The 19,054-nt window shown below is 52.8% G+C and carries 18 protein-coding genes; 7 read left to right on the forward strand and 11 right to left on the reverse strand.

What is annotated here, in order from left to right; translation table 11 throughout:
• Window position 1: 1 nt before the first annotated feature.
• On the reverse strand, window positions 2-763 hold the full coding sequence (gene udp / locus OGV98_RS18485) for a uridine phosphorylase (protein ID WP_003017903.1): 762 nt from the start codon (window positions 761-763) through the stop codon (window positions 2-4).
• A 265-nt stretch (window positions 764-1,028) separates the two neighbouring features.
• Here udp and OGV98_RS18490 point away from each other — a divergent pair, with 265 nt between their 5' ends.
• The 3 genes from OGV98_RS18490 to OGV98_RS18500 all read left to right on the forward strand — a co-directional run bounded on the left by OGV98_RS18490 (window position 1,029) and on the right by OGV98_RS18500 (window position 3,615).
• On the forward strand, window positions 1,029-1,838 hold the full coding sequence (locus OGV98_RS18490; protein ID WP_044714747.1) for a dienelactone hydrolase family protein: 810 nt from the start codon (window positions 1,029-1,031) through the stop codon (window positions 1,836-1,838).
• Window positions 1,839-2,053: 215 nt separating this feature from the next.
• Window positions 2,054-3,241, forward strand: coding sequence for a hypothetical protein (locus OGV98_RS18495; protein ID WP_057102252.1), 1,188 nt, complete (start codon window positions 2,054-2,056; stop codon window positions 3,239-3,241).
• Window positions 3,242-3,243: 2 nt separating this feature from the next.
• The gene (locus OGV98_RS18500; RefSeq protein WP_044714748.1) at window positions 3,244-3,615 is read left to right on the forward strand and encodes a hypothetical protein; all 372 of its coding nucleotides are present in this window, start codon (window positions 3,244-3,246) and stop codon (window positions 3,613-3,615) included.
• A gap of 37 nt (window positions 3,616-3,652) precedes the next feature.
• Here the strand turns inward: OGV98_RS18500 and metE are convergent, their stop codons facing one another.
• Complete coding sequence (metE, locus tag OGV98_RS18505) at window positions 3,653-5,914, reverse strand: 5-methyltetrahydropteroyltriglutamate--homocysteine S-methyltransferase (protein ID WP_071698426.1); 2,262 nt, start codon at window positions 5,912-5,914, stop codon at window positions 3,653-3,655.
• A gap of 117 nt (window positions 5,915-6,031) precedes the next feature.
• Between metE and metR the strand changes: the two genes are divergently transcribed.
• On the forward strand, window positions 6,032-6,985 hold the full coding sequence (metR, locus tag OGV98_RS18510) for an HTH-type transcriptional regulator MetR (protein WP_003841224.1): 954 nt from the start codon (window positions 6,032-6,034) through the stop codon (window positions 6,983-6,985).
• Here the strand turns inward: metR and OGV98_RS18515 are convergent.
• The 3 genes from OGV98_RS18515 to pldB all read right to left on the reverse strand — a co-directional run bounded on the left by OGV98_RS18515 (window position 6,873) and on the right by pldB (window position 9,680).
• On the reverse strand, window positions 6,873-7,772 hold the full coding sequence (locus OGV98_RS18515; protein ID WP_003844634.1) for a carboxylate/amino acid/amine transporter: 900 nt from the start codon (window positions 7,770-7,772) through the stop codon (window positions 6,873-6,875). The genes metR and OGV98_RS18515 overlap by 113 nt on opposite strands.
• Before the next feature lie 75 nt (window positions 7,773-7,847).
• Complete coding sequence (gene yigL, locus OGV98_RS18520) at window positions 7,848-8,648, reverse strand: sugar/pyridoxal phosphate phosphatase YigL (protein WP_003017910.1); 801 nt, start codon at window positions 8,646-8,648, stop codon at window positions 7,848-7,850.
• A gap of 15 nt (window positions 8,649-8,663) precedes the next feature.
• Window positions 8,664-9,680 carry a lysophospholipase L2 gene (gene pldB, locus OGV98_RS18525; protein ID WP_003017911.1) on the reverse strand — a complete coding sequence of 339 codons (1,017 nt, stop codon included), beginning with the start codon at window positions 9,678-9,680 and terminating at the stop codon, window positions 8,664-8,666.
• Window positions 9,681-9,790: 110 nt separating this feature from the next.
• On the opposite strand from pldB, the gene rhtB reads away from it, so the two are divergent.
• Window positions 9,791-10,411, forward strand: a complete 621-nt coding sequence (rhtB, locus tag OGV98_RS18530; protein WP_003828938.1) for a homoserine/homoserine lactone efflux protein — start codon at window positions 9,791-9,793, stop codon at window positions 10,409-10,411.
• 44 nt (window positions 10,412-10,455) lie between these two features.
• On the opposite strand, the gene rhtC is transcribed toward rhtB, so the two are convergent.
• The 3 genes from rhtC to pldA all read right to left on the reverse strand — a co-directional run bounded on the left by rhtC (window position 10,456) and on the right by pldA (window position 13,927).
• The gene (gene rhtC, locus OGV98_RS18535) at window positions 10,456-11,076 is read right to left on the reverse strand and encodes a threonine export protein RhtC (RefSeq protein ID WP_049002226.1); all 621 of its coding nucleotides are present in this window, start codon (window positions 11,074-11,076) and stop codon (window positions 10,456-10,458) included.
• A 63-nt stretch (window positions 11,077-11,139) separates the two neighbouring features.
• The gene (gene recQ / locus OGV98_RS18540) at window positions 11,140-12,969 is read right to left on the reverse strand and encodes an ATP-dependent DNA helicase RecQ (protein WP_003841217.1); all 1,830 of its coding nucleotides are present in this window, start codon (window positions 12,967-12,969) and stop codon (window positions 11,140-11,142) included.
• Window positions 12,970-13,057: 88 nt separating this feature from the next.
• Entirely contained in the window at window positions 13,058-13,927 is an 870-nt protein-coding gene (pldA, locus tag OGV98_RS18545) for a phospholipase A (RefSeq protein ID WP_003017916.1), read from the reverse strand.
• A gap of 165 nt (window positions 13,928-14,092) precedes the next feature.
• On the opposite strand from pldA, the gene yigI reads away from it, so the two are divergent.
• Together yigI and rarD are read left to right on the forward strand one after the other, a co-directional pair.
• The gene (gene yigI / locus OGV98_RS18550; protein WP_003017917.1) at window positions 14,093-14,560 is read left to right on the forward strand and encodes an acyl-CoA thioesterase YigI; all 468 of its coding nucleotides are present in this window, start codon (window positions 14,093-14,095) and stop codon (window positions 14,558-14,560) included.
• 51 nt (window positions 14,561-14,611) lie between these two features.
• Window positions 14,612-15,505: an EamA family transporter RarD gene (gene rarD / locus OGV98_RS18555; RefSeq protein ID WP_003841213.1), complete on the forward strand. Its 894-nt coding sequence runs from the start codon at window positions 14,612-14,614 to the stop codon at window positions 15,503-15,505.
• 73 nt (window positions 15,506-15,578) lie between these two features.
• Here the strand turns inward: rarD and corA are convergent, their stop codons facing one another.
• The 3 genes from corA to uvrD all read right to left on the reverse strand — a co-directional run bounded on the left by corA (window position 15,579) and on the right by uvrD (window position 19,050).
• On the reverse strand, window positions 15,579-16,529 hold the full coding sequence (gene corA / locus OGV98_RS18560) for a magnesium/cobalt transporter CorA (RefSeq protein WP_003017920.1): 951 nt from the start codon (window positions 16,527-16,529) through the stop codon (window positions 15,579-15,581).
• Window positions 16,530-16,682: 153 nt separating this feature from the next.
• Window positions 16,683-16,739 (reverse strand): YsgD/CorL family protein, encoded by a 57-nt coding sequence (gene ysgD, locus OGV98_RS18565; protein WP_212723238.1) that lies wholly within the window; start codon window positions 16,737-16,739, stop codon window positions 16,683-16,685.
• A 148-nt stretch (window positions 16,740-16,887) separates the two neighbouring features.
• Complete coding sequence (gene uvrD / locus OGV98_RS18570) at window positions 16,888-19,050, reverse strand: DNA helicase II (protein WP_003017922.1); 2,163 nt, start codon at window positions 19,048-19,050, stop codon at window positions 16,888-16,890.
• Window positions 19,051-19,054 lie beyond the last annotated feature (4 nt).

Raw genomic sequence — 19,054 nt, forward strand, 5'->3', positions numbered from 1 at the left:
ATTACAGTAAACGACGCGCAGCTTCCACCACGATTTTTACCGCATGGCTTTCTGTTTGTTTCATCGTTTCCGCATTAGGGATCTCTTGCTGAGTACGGTTCACGATAACACCCGCGACCATACCGGCACGCAGACCCTGGCTTGCGCACATGGTCAGCAGCGTGGCAGATTCCATTTCGTAGTTCATAACGCCCATAGACTGCCACTCTTCCATCGAGCCTTTGAAACGGCTCACGACGCGACCAGAGAAGGTGTCGTAACGTTCCTGGCCCGGGTAGAAGGTGTCAGAAGATGCGGTAACGCCCACGTGGGTAGTGGCGCCGATAGATTTCGCCGCTTCCACCAGCGCGGTGGTGCACTCGAAGTCCGCAACGGCCGGGAACTCCATTGGCGCGAAGTGCAGGCTTGCGCCGTCCAGACGGACAGACGCCGTGGTGACCAGGACATCACCTACATTGATATGCGGCTGGATAGCGCCAGTCGTACCGATACGCAGGAAGGTACGAATGCCCAGTTGTGCCAGTTCTTCAACGGCAATAGAGGTTGACGGGCCGCCGATACCGGTAGAGCAAACGATCACGGCTTTACCATCCAGCTCAGCACGCCAGGTAGTGAACTCGCGATGAGATGCCAGCTTAACCGGCTTATCCATCAGCGCGGCGATCTTTTCCACACGCTCCGGGTCGCCAGGGACGATAGCAAGCGTAGCCCCTTGTAAGTCGCTCTTAGTGAGGCCGAGATGAAAAACATCAGACTTAGACATAAAAACTCCTCTGTGAATCGGTTTTGTCAGAAGAAGCAAAAACACACTTTACCGAAGGCATGAACATATTTTCGTGACAGTCATCACTCTGATGTAAATCAATTGCATTCAATTACCATCAAATAGTGATGCATATCACATAAATGATGCGATGTAAGGAAGCCCTGCACAAAAGATAGCCCGTTTAAGGCAATGTGGTTCGTTGCATGTGTCTATAGTTAACAATGCGCTTTTTGGCTGAATATTTAAGGGTACGGAGAATACCATGACAACACGACAATCTGGCTTTGCACCTGCTGTATCTCCACCGACGTCTACCACGGTTCATACTCCGGATAACGAAATTATCGCCGGTGTAACGTCCATACCTTCACAAGGCGATGATATGCCAGCGTATCACGCACGACCAAAACAAACCGATGGCCTGCTTCCCGTGGTCATTGTCGTGCAGGAGATTTTTGGTATTCATGAGCACATTCGTGACGTTTGCCGCCGTCTGGCTCTGGAAGGGTATCTGGCTATCGCACCAGAACTCTATTTTCGCGAAGGCGATCCCAATGACTTTGCCGACATCCCCACGCTGCTCAGCGGCCTTGTCGCCAAAGTGCCTGACTCTCAGGTACTGGCCGATCTGGACCACGTCGCCAGTTGGGCCTCCCGCAACGGGGGAGATGCGCACCAACTGATGATCACCGGATTTTGCTGGGGTGGACGCATCACCTGGCTGTATGCCGCACATAATCCGCAGTTAAAAGCGGCGGTGGCGTGGTATGGCAAACTGGTGGGTGATAAAACCCTCAACTCGCCGAAACATCCCGTTGATATCGCAACCGATCTTAACGCCCCCGTTTTGGGACTTTATGGCGCCCAGGATACCAGCATTCCGCAAGATACCGTTGAAACAATGCGTCAGGCGCTACGCGCCGCCAATGCGAAAGCGGAAATCGTGGTCTATCCCGATGCCGGACATGCCTTCAACGCTGATTATCGCCCGAGCTATCACGAAGAGTCCGCGAAAGACGGCTGGCAGAGAATGCTGGAGTGGTTCGCGCAATACGTGGGTAAAAAGATCTGAACAATATTGCCGCCTTTTTTAGGCGGCAATAAATACACAAATAATAATTTTAATGAAATCTAAAACAGATAAGATACAAATTAATTATGTATCTCCATTATCTCTGGCGTGTAAAATAAATTAAAAAATTAATGTAAAAGATCATCAAAAAACTCACATACCAAGAATACCTTGTGATATAAAATATATTTCAATACACGTTTTGGATCTCATTTATGCCTATATACAAAGTCAGTTCAAAAATTAATTCCAATGTCCCTCCCGATTATATCCTTTATGACTTATTAATTTACCGAATGGATGGAAACCATAACAAGACCATATTGCTCGATGTAAAAAGACAAAAATTAAAGAGCAACTATGAAACACAAAAACATGATACTGAAGACACAAACGATCCAGTTTCAACCATATATATTATAGAGATAACGTTATATCGGACCAACATGCTACAAACAACATGTGTTTCTGTCACACCATTCAGGAAAATGTACACGTTAGAAGAGCTAAGTACCGGCAGAGCTTTTTCACAGGTAAAAAGAGAAAATCCTTGTTATTATGTTTCGAATGGTAGGACTCAACTGGAAAGTGAAGGGAAAAATATAAAAACGATAACTATATCGAATCATGGAAGAGCATTTATTGCAAATGAATATCCAGAAGATAGCGCTAATGACCCTTTTTCAAAAAAGAAGCTTGAGGAGGACGCCTTCCTTCGGTTTCATCATATGAATTTCCCCAACCAAAGCAGGAGTAGTTTATGCGGTCCTGCAGTTTTTTTTTACTGCCTGCAAATAGATAGGCCAGATATTTATATACAGGCAGCAAACGACTTATGGCTCTATGGTCGAACAAAAATTGGCTCCCTGCAAATTACACCCAGTGAGAACTGCCGTAATCCCTCAGGAAAATTTTACGATGAATCATCTCAACCAGCCGTCCCTCTTATTTCTGGACTCGACTGGTTAACCCTCGCAAGTCTTAGAGACTCTGAAAATACAGTGCTCAGTTATGATAGTATAAATTACGAAATATCAGGTATTTCGATGTGGGATACCGTAGCCGGATGGTTTGAAAAGGCGGGCTATGTGAAAATATTTGATAACGTTGGGATTACCAGAGGGAATATCCAAGATATAAGAAAGCTAAACGCCTACTTCAAACAAGGATATAAAGTTATCACGTTAATCGCTGATGGGCTTTTGACATCCAGTGAATCGAGTCTAACTGTTCCATCACACTGGATTGTATGGGATGGAGAGGTAACGGAAGATGCTAACAGGAAAGTAAGTTTGCGCCTATTTTCCTGGGGAGAGGTGGGAGAGCAAATAAAGAGAGAAAAGAACATTAATTTCTTCATCAATAGATTTTTTGGAGGGATGGTTTTCAAACCATTGATTTAACCATGTTGAAAAAGTTAACTTTTATTTTACCTATTTTAGTTTCATCTTGTAGTCAATATGCTGAGTACACCCCCAGCGGAGATACCCTTAAAGATGCGATTACCGGCACACCATATTCAGCAAAAATATATATCTTTGGAGGGAGAGTGATAAAGCCGTCATTCAGTATGCGTCTCTTCCCAGAAAATACTGGACTTTCTCTCAAGCCTTGCGATCCTCTTTCCGTTGCGCAGAATAATTGCATACTTGTAGAAGGGATTCCGAAAAAACCGGGTTCTGTCACCATTAAAATCTCAGGGGGCCTGTACGGAAGCATGATTGTAAGCTCAGCCGGATTCCATAAAGAGTACACGATGAATGTTATTAGCCCATAAATAAAAAGCGATCACATTTATGCGATCGCCTTATTTTTTACGCCTGACGCAGATTCTGTGCCGCTTTAACCATGTTTGCCAGCGCGGCACGGGTTTCCGGCCAGCCGCGCGTTTTCAGACCGCAGTCCGGGTTCACCCACAGACGCTCAGCCGGAATACGCTGCTCGGCTTTCTTCAGCAGAGCTTCAATCCACTCCACGCTCGGGACGTTCGGCGAGTGAATGTCGTAGACGCCCGGCCCGATTTCGTTCGGATAGTCGAACTCTTCGAACGACTCCAGCAGCTCCATATCAGAACGTGAAGTCTCAATAGTGATCACGTCCGCGTCCAGCGCCGCAATGGAGTCCATGATGTCGTTGAACTCGCAGTAACACATGTGGGTGTGGATCTGGGTTTCATCCTTCGCCACTGCCGCGTTAATGCGAAAGGCTTCCACGCCCCACTCCAGATACGCCGCCCAGTCGCTGCGACGCAGCGGTAAACCTTCACGCAGTGCCGGCTCATCAATCTGGATAATGCCGATCCCCGCTGCTTCCAGATCCGCAACTTCATCACGCAACGCCAGCGCAATCTGCTTCGCGATGGTTTCACGCGTCACGTCTTCACGCGGGAATGACCAGCAAAGAATGGTCACCGGACCGGTCAGCATACCTTTTACCGGTTTGTCGGTCAGTGACTGGGCATACTTCGCCCACTCCACGGTGATCGCTTCCGGGCGGCTGACGTCGCCAATGACTACCGGTGGCTTCACGCAACGGGAGCCATAGCTCTGCACCCAACCGTTCTGGGTAAAGACGAACCCGTCCAGATGCTCACCAAAGTATTCCACCATGTCGTTACGTTCGGCTTCACCGTGTACCAGCACGTCGAGCCCCAGACGCTCCTGTTCGGCGATCGCCTGTTTGATATGTTCCGCAATACCGGTGCGGTAGTTACCGGCATCCAGGTTGCCCTTTTTGAAGTCCAGACGCAGACCGCGAATTTCGGTGGTTTGCGGGAATGAGCCGATAGTCGTGGTCGGCCATGCCGGCAGATTAAAGCGGGCACGTTGAGCCTCGGCGCGAACCGGGTAAGCGTTGGCGCGCTGGCTGTCCTGGGCGGTGATTGCCGCCAGACGTTTTTCCACTGCGGCGTTGTGGACACGAGTAGAGTGACGACGAGCCTGAATCGGTGCGCTCCATTCGACAATTGCCGCCGTATCACCGCTGTTCAACGCATCACGCAGCAGCGCCAGCTCGCCGCATTTTTGCAGGGCGAAGGCAAACCAACTCTTCACCTCTGCATCAAGGCGGGTTTCCACGCTGAGATCGATGGGGCTGTGCAGCAGGGAGCAGGAAGAAGCCACCCACAGGTCACGTTTCCCGACGATATCTTTAATTTGCGCGTATTTTTCGCTGAGATCGGCGCGCCAGACGTTGCGCCCGTTCACCAGGCCCGCTGACAGCAGCCAGTCGGCAGGCAGACGTTTGTGCAGCTCGGCGACATCATCTTTACCGTGCACGAAGTCGACGTGCAGTCCCTGCACCGGCAGCGCGGTAATGGTATCCAGGTTTGGCGTTACGCCTTCGAAGTAGGTGGTCAGTAGCAGCTTCACCTGGCCCTGCAGGGCATCATAAGCTGGTTTGAAAGCGTCCAGCCACGCTTGCGGTAATTCCAGCACCAGAGCAGGTTCGTCAATCTGCACCCACTCAATACCCCGTTTTGCCAGCTCCGCCAGCACCTGCTGGTAAACCGGCAGAATGTCGTTCAACAGACTCAGGCGGTCAAACTGTTCGCCCTTCACTTTCCCCAGCCACAGGTAAGTTACCGGCCCCAGCAGCACAGGTTTCACCTTGTGCCCGAGCGCCAGCGCTTCGTCTACTTCATCCAGCAGTTGCGTCCAGGTCAGTTTGAACTGCTGACCTTTGGTGAACTCTGGCACCATGTAGTGATAGTTGGTGTTAAACCATTTGGTCATTTCTGCCGCCGCCGCTGGCTCACCGGTCGGTGCGCGGCCACGGCCAATACGGAATAAGGTATCGATATCGACCGAGCCGTCTTTATTCTGATGACGAGCCGGAACGTTGCCGAGCAGCAGGCTGGTAGTCAGCACGTGATCGTACCAGGCAAAATCACCTACCGGCAGCAGGTCAACACCCGCCTGCTTCTGCTGCTCCCAATGGCGGGCACGCAGCTCGCGGCCAACGGCCAGCAATTCTTCACGGGAGGAATTTCCCGCCCAGTAGCTTTCTTGCGCTTTCTTCAACTCGCGACGCAGGCCAACGCGAGGGAAACCGAGGGTGTGATTAAGTATTGTCATTATATGCCTCTTATTTAATTTGCAGGTTTTAGCCGTCCAGATGTTTACACCGCTATATTTCGCAAGTACTGTATATTCCTCAAGCGCAATTTGTTCATGCCGAAGTGAAGGACTTTCATGATCGAGATTAAACACCTGAAAACGCTCCAGGCGTTGCGGAATAGCGGTTCGCTGGCAGCCGCCGCGGCGACGTTGCATCAGACCCAATCCGCTCTTTCTCACCAGTTCAGCGATCTGGAGCAGCGCCTTGGCTTTCGACTTTTTATCCGTAAAAGCCAGCCTCTGCGCTTTACGCCGCAGGGAGAAATCCTGCTGCAGTTAGCTAATCAGGTGTTGCCGCAAATTGGTCGTGCGCTGCAGGCTTGCAACGAACCGCAGCAAACCCGGCTGCGAATCGCAATTGAATGTCACAGTTGTATTCAATGGCTGACGCCCGCGCTGGAGAATTTTCGTGCCAACTGGCCGCAGGTGGAGATGGACTTTAAATCCGGCGTGACGTTCGATCCACAACCAGCGCTACAGCAGGATGAGCTGGATCTGGTGTTAACCTCCGACATTCTGCCGCGCAGCGGATTGCACTACTCACCGATGTTTGATTTTGAAGTCCGCCTGGTACTGGCGCCGGACCATCCGTTGGCCAGCAAAACGCAAATCACGCCGGAAGATTTGGCCAGCGAGACGCTGCTCATTTACCCAGTGCAACGGAGTCGACTGGATGTATGGCGGCATTTCCTGCAGCCTGCGGGCGTGAGCCCGTCGCTGAAGAGCGTGGATAACACCCTGCTGCTGATTCAGATGGTTGCAGCCAGAATGGGTATCGCGGCGTTACCGCACTGGGTGGTGGAGAGTTTTGAACGCCAGGGTTTAGTAGTGACTAAAACCCTGGGTGATGGATTGTGGAGCCGACTGTACGCCGCCGTGCGTGATGGCGAGCAGCGACAGCCGGTCACTGAAGCGTTTATTCGCTCAGCGCGGAATCACGCCTGCGATCATCTGCCGTTTGTGCGGAGTGCGGAACGACCCACTTTCGATGTACCCACAGTGAGGCCACTATCACAGCCGCGCCAATGATGAAGCTTGGCCAGTGAGGCTGTTGATGCCAGATAGCCAGGTTGACCAACAGCCCGGCCGGCACATGCATATTGTTCATGATGCCCAGCGTACCGGCATCCACCTGGGTCGCGCCGTAGTTCCACATAAAGTAACCAATGCCGGACGCTGCCACGCCAAGAAAGACCAGGATACCCCACTGTAGCGTAGTGGTAGGCATTTTCTGCGCATTGCCCAGCATGAACCAGGCCACGACAGCCACCATAAAGGCCCCCATATAAAACCAGGCAAAAGCGTTATGCTGTGGCATTGGGCGGGTTTCCATCAGACGCTTGTAGCCCACCATACCGATGGCAAAACTAATGTTGGAAAGCTGCACCAGCAGCAGGCCAGTCCAGAAGTGGCTGGTTACCTGATCGTAACGAATAATCCCCGCGCCAATCACCGCCAGTAACGCACTGAAAGCGTAGCTCCAACGCAAACGGCGCCCGCTCATCAGGTCATAAATCAGCGTGATGTAGAGCGGCGTCAGCACGGTGAAAAGCAACAGCTCTGAAACCGTCAGGTACAGGTAGGCGTGAAAACTCAGCATATACATAATGCCAAGCTGCATGGCCCCCACCAGCATATATAGCGCGATCGTTTTTACGCTGTGCCCGCGGGTACGTAAGAACGGCAGGAACACCAGCGCCGCGAGTCCAACGCGCACCAGCACCGCAAAATAGCTATCGACATGACCGGCAAGGTACTCGCCAAACAGGCTGAAGGAAAAGGCCCACAAAATAGTGGTAATGATGAGTAGCGCCACAATGGATGTCTCTTAGAACAGGGAACGTCCATTGTAGCGGAGAGTTTAGTTGACAACTGGTCAACTAAAGAACAATCACTTTAAAAAGAGATCTCGCAGGTAGTGCGGCACGGCATCGTCAGCATTAAGACCAATGACTTCCAGTTCTGGGTGCAGATCCTTCAGGCGCTGGTGGGCATTGCCCATGATGCAGCCTTTGCCCGCCATGGAGAGCATTTCCGCATCGTTCATCCCATCGCCAAAAGCGATGCAGTCTTTCAGGCTGTAGCCCATCGCTTTCGCTACCGCTTCCAGCGCATGACCTTTCGACACGCCGCCCGCCATGACTTCCAGACAGGTAAGCGTAGAGAAGCTGACGTTGACGCGATCGCCCCAGCGGGCGTTAATCGCCTGCTCCAGCGGTAGCAGTCTTTCGTGAGAGTCGGTGGTGAAGAACACTTTGCTGACACCTTCAGGCTCCAGTAATGCAGGTTCAAACAGGGAATAGTTAAACACTGCTTCTTTGAAGAATCGCATTTCGTCCGGACGATGGCGATTCATAAACCATTCATCATCGCGATAAACGTTGGTCACGATGTCCGGATTTGCATTCACTACGCCAAACAGGTCGCTGGCAATGTCGCGATCCAGGTTATGGGAAAAAACCAGATTCCCGTCAGAATCATGCACCCGCGCGCCGTTGGACGTGATCATGTAGGTTTTAATGCCGAGGTTATCGCGAATTTGCCCCACATCAACATGATGACGGCCAGTCGCAAACACGAAGTTAACGCCGCGAGCGGTCAATAACTTCAGCGTCTCTTTGGCATAGGGGGACAGAGTATGGTCGGGGGAAAGCAGCGTACCGTCTAAATCAGACGCAACAACCTGATACATAAGAAAATTAAACCTCTAGGCAAAGCGGGTTCCGCTGGATGAGTTATGTTTGTCGAAAAATTCGACAATAGCGTTAAGCGCGACTGAGCGCATGGCGTCCTTTTCAAAAAGGATCTCATGGTACGCGCCTTTTATGACAAGCGGCTGACCTCCTTCTACAGGATGGCCCGCTGCGGCGCGGAGTTCACAAAAACGATCGTGCATGCGGTTATCCACTACACGTTCTTCTTCAGCCTGAATCAGCAGCGTCGGCGTCGCATCATCCCCAGCGCCAGCCAAAACCTGTTCACCAGCCAGAATCCCTTCGCGTACCCAGTGATAGGTGGGACCACCAACGCGCAACCGCGGCTCATCAGCATAGAAGCGTAGATTGCGCCGATAGCGCTGTCGACTATGGGTTAACGCATTCATACCGAACGGCAGCGCCCGCCAGCGCCCGGTTCCCATCGCATAGCCTTCGCGGATCCGCGGATGCCCTTCAGCCCAGTCCAGAATGTGGCGCACCATCCAGTCGGGAAAGCGCATCACAATACCAAACATCGGTGCACAAAGCGCGATGGCATCACACTGATTCGGGTGGCGCTGCAGGAATAACGTGGCAATCGCCCCGCCCATTGAATGCGCCAGGATATAGCGTTTTCTCCACGGGCCGGGTAGCACCTCCTGCTGCCAGAAGGCGGTTAGATCGTCGACATAGTCATTAAAGTTATCGACATGACCGCGATGTGGATCCGAAAGCATTCGCCCGGAACGCCCCTGACCACGGTGATCGATAATGAGCACGTCAAAACCAGAATGAAACAGGTCATACGCCAGTTCAGCGTATTTCACATAGCTTTCAATGCGTCCAGGACAGACGACGATGACGCGATCGTTTTTTTCTGCATGAAAACGCACAAAATGTACGGGGATATCATCCACGCCCGTAAATTCCGCTTCTTCCCGCTGACGCCAGAAATCTGTCAGTGGCCCCATGGAAAAAGCAGCAAACGCGTTTTCTCTTGTTTCCCAGTCTTTTTGCTGCTGAAACATCGGGTATCCAGCCTCGCTGACCAAGTAAAATCGTTTTTTTCGCCGTCGTTGATACAACCTAACGGCAGTAGCGTATTGTGGCATAAAAATAGACAATCCGGGAGTTTCTCATGACCTTTGAATGGTGGTTCGCCTACCTGCTGACCTCTATTATTTTGAGCTTGTCTCCAGGCTCTGGCGCAATCAACACTATGACCACCGCCATCAGCCATGGTTATCGCGGTGCCAGCGCGTCGATTGCGGGTTTACAGACAGGGCTGGGCATTCATATCGTTTTGGTTGGCGTGGGGCTGGGAACGCTATTTTCACGTTCGGTGATCGCGTTTGAGGTGCTGAAGTGGGCGGGAGCGGCCTATCTGATTTGGCTGGGTATTCAACAATGGCGGGCTGCGGGCGCTATCGATCTGAACACCATGGCGAATACACAATCACGCAGCCGCCTGTTCAAACGCGCGGTCTTTGTGAATCTGACCAACCCCAAGAGCATTGTTTTTCTTGCCGCCCTGTTCCCGCAGTTTATCCTGCCGCAGGAACCGCAACTGATGCAGTATGTGGTGCTTGGCGTTACGACCATCGTGGTCGATATCATTGTGATGATCGGTTACGCGACGCTGGCCACGCGCATTGCAGGATGGATTAAAGGGCCAAAGCAAATGAAGGCGCTGAACAAAGTGTTCGGCTCGCTGTTTATGCTGATAGGCGCCCTGCTGGCATCGGCAAGGCATGCCTGATAACAGGGCCGGACGCGCTAACGCTTATCCGGTCTGGAACAAACTTAGCGCGAAATAATCAGGTGGATACCGAAGCCCGCGAACAGCGCCCCGGCAAAACCATCAATCCACTTCGCCATGCGCTGATAACCACGACGCATCTTCGGTAGCGCAAACAGGCTGGCGACCACGGTAAACCACGCCAGCGTTTCCACGATAATCAGGGCAAAAATCCCCCAACGCGCACCCGTTCCCACGTTATCGCCAACGAACAATGAGAAGACGGAGCCAAAATAGATAATGGCTTTAGGGTTCGCCAGGTTGGTCAGCAGACCTTTCAAGAAGCTGCGTCCGCTCTGCGCCAGCTCAACCTGCGGAGTGGGAGCTGCAACATCCTGTTTTTTAAACGCGCCGCGCAGCATCTGATAACCCATCCAGCACAGATACAGACCCCCACCTACCATAATAATGGTGTGCAGCCAGGCCATTTTTTCGATAATCAGATGCAGGCCGAGCAGTGCCACGCCAGCCCAGACCATGACGCCGCAGGTAATACCCAGCACGCCCATCATCGCTTCTTTGCGCGAACGGCTAACCGCAGTTTGAGAAACAAAAAAGAAATCGGGACCGGGGCTCATCAGCGCAACGATATGCACCAACGCAACGGTGAAAAATAGCGTTAACATAAAAATGACTCGCGGGGGAATAGTTCAGTGAGTCACCATCCTGGCACTTTTTTGCCCGGCTGACTACTCTTCGTCGTCACCATCAACGTGCGCGCGGATAAGCGCCATAAACTCTTTGCCAAAACGCTCAAGTTTACGCATTCCCACGCCGTTGACGCTCAGCATTTCACTCGGTGAAACTGGCATTTGTTCGGCCATTTCAATCAACGTAGCGTCGTTGAACACCACGTACGGCGGGATGTTCTCTTCATCAGCAATGGCTTTACGCAGCTTACGCAATTTGGCGAATAGTTTGCGGTCATAGTTGCCGCCGAAGGATTTCTGCATCGCGCGCGGTTTCAGCGCCACAATACGCGGCACGGCAAGCTGTAGTGGAACTTCACCGCGCAGCACCGGACGCGCGGCTTCGGTTAACTGTAACGCGGAGTGATGAGCAATATTCTGCGTCACCAGGCCCAGGTGAATAAGCTGGCGAATAACGCTCACCCAGTGTTCGTGGCTTTGCTCGCGACCAATGCCATAGACCGGCAGTTTGTCATGAGCCAGTTCGCGAATACGCTGGTTATTCGCTCCGCGCAGCACTTCCACGACGTACCCCATGCCGAAGCGTTGGTTAACACGGTAAATCGTCGACAGCGCTTTACGCGCATCCATGAGTCCGTCGTACTGCTTTGGCGGATCGAGGCAGATGTCGCAGTTACCACACGGCTCCTGACGCCCTTCGCCAAAATAATTCAGCAGCACCAGGCGACGACAGGTTTGTGCCTCGGCAAACGCCCCCATCGCGTTGAGCTTATGCCGTTCGATATCCAGCAGTTGCCCAGCGGGTTTCTCTTCGAGGCAACGGCGTAGCCATGCCATATCAGCCGGATCGTAAAACAGCATCGCTTCCGCCGGTAGACCATCACGCCCGGCGCGGCCGGTTTCCTGGTAATAGGATTCGATATTGCGCGGAATGTCGAAATGCACCACGAAGCGTACGTTAGGTTTGTTGATCCCCATACCGAACGCCACGGTCGCCACCACGATTTGCAGGTCGTCGCGCTGGAATTTCTCCTGCACCTCGGCGCGTACGGCATTTTCCAGCCCGGCATGATAAGCCCCGGCGCTGATGCCACGGCTTTGCAGACGCGCGGCAGTGTCCTCGACTTTAGCGCGACTGTTACAGTAGATAATGCCAGACTTACCGCGCTGCTCTTGCACGTAGCGCATCAGCTGATCGAGCGGCTTAAACTTCTCCATCAACATGTAGCGAATGTTCGGGCGGTCAAAGCTGCTGATCTGAATTAACGGGTCGTTGAGTCCCAGCAGACGCACAATATCCAGCCGGGTTGTCTCATCCGCGGTCGCGGTCAGCGCCACAAACGGCAGGGTTGGGAAACGTTGGCGCAACTGTCCCAGCGCCGCGTATTCGGGGCGGAAATCATGCCCCCACTGCGAAATACAGTGCGCTTCATCAACCGCCAGCAGCATCGGATTCCAGTGCGCCAGATGCTCAAGGAAGTTATCCAGCATCAGGCGTTCGGGCGCAATGTACAGTAAGCGAATCTGTCCTGTACGACAGCCTGCCATCACCTCAAGCTGCTGCTCACGACTTTGAGTAGAATTAAGGCACGCCGCCGCCACGCCGTTGGCCAGCAGTTGATCGACCTGATCCTTCATCAAGGAAATCAGCGGAGAAACAACAACGGTGAGTCCGTTTAGCAATAATGCGGGAATTTGATAGCACAGGGATTTACCGCCGCCGGTCGGCATAACGACCAGGCAGTCGCGACCAGAGAGCACGGTATCAATGATTTCTTCCTGACCAGGGCGAAACTGTTGGTAGCCAAAGGTTTCTTGCAAAACCTGTTTAGCGCCCATTTCCAGATTCAACACTTCCGCCTGCGCCACATTAACCCCATTAGCCTGAAATAAAAACAGGCGCTATTTTCAGCGCCTGAGAGAGAAACTGCAATGATTAAAATACTCTCAATACTTATCAGAAGATATCGTTGAGCATCACGCCCACACCAACACGAGTCTGATTGAAGTTATAGTCAATCAGCGATTCGCCGTAACCGCTGTAAACCTGGGTGTAAAGACGCACATGCTTCGTAATGGGGTAACTGACACCCAACTCAGCGCCGCCGTAACCGGTATTCCAGTTGTACTGACCTTTCGCACTTAAGACGGCGTCACCGAGGTGATAACCCAGTTTGAGCTGATAGTAGCCCATATATTTTGTGATATCCGGGTTATCATCAGTGCTGCCGATGACGTACCACGGCTTAACTTCCACCAGCCAGTTACCGTTTTCAGCCATCAGGCGAGTATAAAGACGGTTCCAGCTACGTGAAGTGGGATCGGAGCGGCCGTTGGAATCATGGTTATAACCCATTTCGACATCACGAAGCGTCCAACCGGCAAAACGGTAGTCGGTGGCGAAACCGAGGAACAATTGCGGTTCGTAGTTGGTTTCGCGAAACGGTGAAGACTCTTCACTGTTAGAAAGCTGCCACCAGGATTTCTGGGTATAGGAGCCGCCGAGTACCGAATTTGGGCCTAATATCCCGCGCCACAGCGGAAACGCCAGGCTTAGCTGAAACTTAACCTCATCTTTGCGCGCATTTTCGGACCAGCTATAGCTGCTGATCGCCTCTTTGTTCATGTCGCTGGTATTGGTGTAGATAAGATAGTTAGTGTCATAAGGATAAAGCGTGAAAGGGTTGTCATGTTCCTGCAGCATGTTGGCGATAATACTGCCACGAACCGCCGGTGCATCATGAATCTCTTTCACTGTCGCTTCCTGCGCATACGCGGTCAACGGCAGCATGACTGCTGGTAGTAACCATCCCAAAATCGCCCGCATCGGTACTGTTCTCCTGAACCAAAATATTGATGAATTGTATAATTATCTGGCAAGTATTCTACATACTTAGCGAGTTCCTCGTTAGTTATCCCGTCCTAAAGTAGAAAACAACAAATAATAAGCATAATATCAACATTTCATTAACCATTAAGATGTAGGGATCATATGTCTGCCGTACTTACTGCTGAGGAAGCGCTGAAGTTAGTGGGTGAAATGTTTGTCTATCATATGCCGTTTAACCGGGCGCTGGGACTTGAGCTTGAACGCTATGAGAAAGAATTTGCTCAATTAGCCTTTAATAATCAACCGATGATGGTCGGCAACTGGGCGCAAAGCATTTTGCATGGCGGCGTGATCGCCTCGGCGCTGGACGTCGCCGCCGGACTGGTGTGCGTTGGCAGTACGCTAACCCGCCATGAGACGATCAGTGAGGACGAACTGCGTCAGCGGATGTCACGCATGGGAACCATCGATTTGCGCGTTGATTACCTGCGCCCAGGGAGAGGGAATCGCTTTACCGCCACCAGCAGCCTGCTGCGGGCGGGTAATAAAGTCGCCGTGGCACGCGTGGAACTGCATAACGAAGAACAGCTTTATATTGCCAGCGCAACCGCCACTTATATGGTGGGGTAAGCAGGCAAAAAAAGGTAAACTGCTGTTACATTTCTGCAATGAGTTTTCCCGATGGATGCTAAACAAACGCGGCAGGGCGTGTTACTCGCTCTTGCTGCTTATTTTATTTGGGGTATCGCACCTGCCTACTTCAAGCTGATTTACTATGTCCCGGCGGATGAGATCCTGACGCACCGTGTCATCTGGTCATTTTTCTTCATGGTGGTGCTGATGAGCATCAGCCGCCAATGGTCGGGTGTCAAAACGCTGCTCCAAACGCCAAAGAAGATCTTCCTGCTGGCGCTCTCGGCGGTGCTCATCGGCGGAAACTGGCTGCTGTTCATTTGGGCGGTCAATAATCACCATATGCTGGAAGCCAGCCTCGGCTATTTTATTAACCCGCTGGTGAATATTGTGCTGGGAATGCTTTTCCTCGGCGAACGCTTTCGTCGCATGCAGTGGCTGGCGGTACTGTTAGCCGCATGCGGCGTGCTGGTACAGCTGTGGACCTTCGGATCGCTGCCAATCATCGCGCTGGGACTGGCGTTCAGCTTTGCATTCTATGGCCTGGTGCGCAAGAAGATTGCGGTCGAAGCACAAACCGGCATGCTGATCGAAACCCTGTGGCTTTTACCCGTTGCAGCCATCTATCTGTTTGGCATTGCCGACAGCCCAACCAGCCATATGGGGCAAAACCCGATGTCGCTCAATCTGCTGCTGATTGCTGCGGGTGTCGTGACCACCATTCCGCTGCTGTGCTTTACCGGCGCGGCAACCCGCCTGCGTCTGTCGACGCTGGGTTTTTTCCAGTACATTGGCCCTACGCTGATGTTCCTGCTGGCGGTAACGTTCTACGGTGAAGTACCGGGTGCGGACAAGATGGTCACTTTCGCGTTTATCTGGGTCGCGCTGGCGATTTTCGTGATGGATGCGATTTATACGCAACGACGGGTTCGTCGGAGCTAGGGGATTGCCGGATGGCGCTTCGCTTATCCGGCCTACAAAAGCACATCACCGTAGGCCGGATAAGTCACCGCCATTACAGCCAGTTCTTGCGCTTAAAGTACAGATACGGCGCCAGACCGGCGAGCATCATAAAGACAATCGCCCCAGGATAACCAAAGCTCCAGTGCAGTTCCGGCATGAACTCAAAGTTCATCCCATAGCTGGACGCCACCAGCGTCGGCGGCAGGAACACCACAGAAACCACTGAGAAGATCTTGATGATGCGGTTCTGCTCGATGTTGATAAAACCCATCGCCGCCTGCATCAGGAAGTTAACCTTCTGGAACAGCGATTCATTGTGCGGCAGCAGAGATTCGATATCGCGCAGGATCTCACGCGCCTGCTCCAGCTGACTTCCCGGCAACCGCGCTTTACGCACCAGGAAGTTCAGTGCGCGTTGGGTATCCATCAGACACAAGCGTACCTTCCAGCCGATATCTTCCAGTTCCGCCAGCGTCGACAGCGCTTCGTCATATTCATCGCCCTGACGCCCTTCCATGATCACACGGCTGAGTTTTTCCAGGTCGCTGTAGATGTTTTCGATCTCATCCGCCAGCTGTTCAATTTTGGTTTCGAACAGGTCGAGCAACAGCTCGTAGGCATTGCCATCCACCATAGCCTGGTTACGCGCACGCATGCGGTACAGGCGAAAGGCCGGCAATTCGCGCTCACGCAGGGTAAACAGACGGCCTTCGCGAATAGTAAATGCGACGGTTGAGTTACCCGCGTGATCGTCGGCATCTTCATAAAAGAAGAAGGAGTGAATGTGCAGACCGTCTTCGTCTTCAAAAAAACGCGCGGATGCTTCGATGTCTTCCAGTTCAGGGCGCGTAGCCAGATTCTGGCCCAAGTCCTTTTGCACACGGTTTCGTTCTTCGTCATCCGGCTCGACTAAATCGACCCAAACCGAACTGGCCAGGTGCTCGATCTCGTCTGCCTCAAGGCGAGTTAAACGATTGTTTTCCAGTTGAAATGCGCTCAGCATGACCGGGACTCCCAATGCAAAAAATTATCGGACAGTTCGGAGGGCACACAGAAACAAATTGGGTTTCAGACCATTAAACAGCCTGACTCAGCGCGACGGGAAAAACAGAAGGTCGCTGACAACCGCGAAGGCTATCAGCAAAAAGGGATAGCCTTAGGAGTTGATCCTGGATGACAGGATAATGAGCCAGTATCTACTGGGTGTGTCCAAGGCGAATGTCCTCTTAGCGTAATCGTGCGCGCATGTTACGCCAGCAAAATTTTGACGTCAACACGCAACGAAACGCTAGCCTGGATAAATTACCTGCTCATCAGTAAGGCTAGCAGATCGTTACAAAATAATGATATTTTTCTGAAAGTTATACCGTTTCCAGTCGGGCATAGGCCGCCACCAGCCATTTGATCCCCTGCCCCTGGAACGCGACCTGCAAACGACTGTGCTCGCCGCTGCCTTCCAGATTGACAATGGTGCCCTCGCCAAACTTGGCATGGCGTACGCGCTGGCCAAGCTTATAGCCGGTATCGTTTTCCGCCATTGGCGTGCCCATTCGCTGATGGCTTACCGGGCGGCTGACCGTGGCGCGCAGACGTACCTCTTCAACACACGCTTCCGGCAGTTCACCAATAAAGCGCGACGGGCGATGGTAAACCTCTTTGCCGTACAGACGACGCGTTTCGGCGTAGGTCAGCGTCAGCTTTTGCATCGCGCGGGTCACGCCGACGTAGGCCAGGCGGCGTTCCTCTTCGAGACGTCCGCCTTCGTCCAGCGACATCTGGCTGGGGAACATGCCTTCTTCCATGCCGACGATAAACACCTGCGGGAACTCCAGACCTTTCGCCGAGTGCAGGGTCATCAGCTGAACCGCATCCTGCCAGGTATCCGCCTGCCCTTCGCCCGCCTCCAGCGCGGCGTGAGACAGGAACGCCTGCAACGGCATTAAGTCTTCATCTTCCTCGTTGTAGCTAAACTGGCGCGTTGCCGTCACCAGTTCGTCTAAGTTTTCGATACGCGTCTGGCCCTTCTCGCCTTTTTCCTGCTCGTACATCATGCGCAGGCCGGAGTCTTTAATCACCCGGTCAGTTTGCACGTGCAGCGGCATATCGGCGGTCTCCTGGGCCAGTGCGTCAATCAGCTCCATAAAACGCTGTAAGGCGCTGGCAGCGCGCCCCGCGAGGGCTTTTTCCTGCAACAGCTCACGACAAGCCTGCCACAACGTTAGCTGGCGGTCACGGGAGGTCTGACGCACCACATCTAAAGTACGATCGCCAATCCCGCGGGTCGGTGTATTCACCACGCGCTCAAATGCGGCGTCGTCATTGCGATTAGCGATCAGGCGCAGGTAAGAGAGCGCATCTTTGATTTCCTGGCGTTCGAAGAAGCGCATCCCGCCATAAATCCGATACGGCATGCTGGCCTGTAACAACGCCTCTTCCAGTACGCGCGACTGGGCGTTGCTGCGGTACAGAATAGCGCATTGTTCAAGCGCGCCGCCGTTGTCCTGCCAGGTCTTGATGCGGTTAACCACAAAACGCGCTTCATCAAGTTCGTTGAACGCGCAGTAAAGCGAGATCGGTTCACCGTCGACACCGTCGGTCCACAGCTTTTTACCCAGACGCCCGTTGTTGTTCTCAATCAGGGCGTTAGCTGCGCTGAGGATATTGTTGGTCGAGCGGTAATTCTGCTCCAGACGAATGGTTTCTGCGCCCGGGAAATCGGTGAGGAAGCGCTGGATGTTTTCCACCTGCGCCCCGCGCCAGCCGTAGATCGACTGGTCGTCATCACCCACGATCATCACTTTACCGGTATCGCCCGCCAGCAGGCGGATCCAGGCGTATTGAATGTTGTTGGTATCCTGAAATTCGTCCACCAGGATATTGGTAAAGCGTTCGCGATAGTGCTGCAGGATATGCGGCTTGTTGAGCCACAGTTCATGGGCGCGCAGTAGCAGCTCGGCGAAATCCACCAGCCCGGCGCGATCACACGCTTCCTGGTAAGCCTGATACACTTTCTGCCAGGTTTGCTCAACCGGGTTGCCATAGCTCTGCAGATGGTGCGGGCGCAGCCCTTCGTCTTTCTGACTATTGATAAACCACATCGCCTGACGCGGCGGCCACTGCTTCTCATCCAGGTTCATCGCCTTGATCAGGCGCTTGAGCAGACGCAGTTGGTCTTCGCTGTCGAGGATCTGGAAATCCTGCGGCAGGTTGGCATCCATATGGTGCGCGCGCAGCAGACGGTGCGCCAGACCGTGGAACGTCCCCACCCACATACCGCCCTGGCTGGTTCCCATGATCTGACCAATACGGTGGCGCATTTCCGCTGCCGCTTTGTTGGTAAAGGTTACCGCCATAATCGAATACGGCGAGTTGTTCTCTACCGTCAGTAACCAGGCGATACGGTGCACCAGCACGCGCGTTTTACCACTCCCCGCGCCTGCCAGAACCAACATGTTGCTGCGTGGCGCGGCCACAGCCTGGCGCTGTTCGTCATTGAGGCTATCGAGCAGGTAAGAAACGTCCATTGGC

The sequence above is a fragment of the Citrobacter sp. Cf136 genome, assembly GCF_030333815.1.
GTDB lineage: Bacteria > Pseudomonadota > Gammaproteobacteria > Enterobacterales > Enterobacteriaceae > Citrobacter > Citrobacter freundii.